This window comes from Porphyromonas sp. COT-290 OH3588, assembly GCF_000769075.1.
GTDB lineage: Bacteria > Bacteroidota > Bacteroidia > Bacteroidales > Porphyromonadaceae > Porphyromonas.
Genome location: NZ_JRFC01000016.1, coordinates 1 through 324, shown reverse-complemented (window position 1 = coordinate 324; position 324 = coordinate 1). Strand labels below are relative to the sequence as shown.

Genomic DNA, 324 nt, shown 5'->3' with positions numbered 1-324 from the left:
GGTACAGCAAAAGGCGATAAGAAAATTATTTCAGTCCCATTATTTGAAAAAGAAAAGGGATCTAACGTAAAAGTTGCGTACGGTTCGGCTTTCTTGCCTGATTTCATTCAATTAGGTGACACAGTAACGGTCAGCGGTCGTGTACAAGCCAAGGAATCAGGAGAATACGTAAATTATAACTTTGTTTTCCCTACGGTTGAAAAAGTATTTATCACTAATGATAATAGTAGTCAATCACAAGCTAAACAAGACTTATTTGGTGGTTCTGAACCTGTTGAAGTTGATGAATCAGAACTTCCTTTCTAGAAAGGTGGTTACATGTAC

At 37.0% G+C, this 324-nt stretch carries 1 protein-coding gene; it reads left to right on the top strand.

Annotated elements, in window-relative coordinates; translation table 11 throughout:
- Positions 1-306 (top strand): single-stranded DNA-binding protein (locus HQ48_RS05065; protein ID WP_044232086.1); only part of this gene is annotated, 306 nt, incomplete at its 5' end.
- Positions 307-324: the final 18 nt, after the last annotated feature.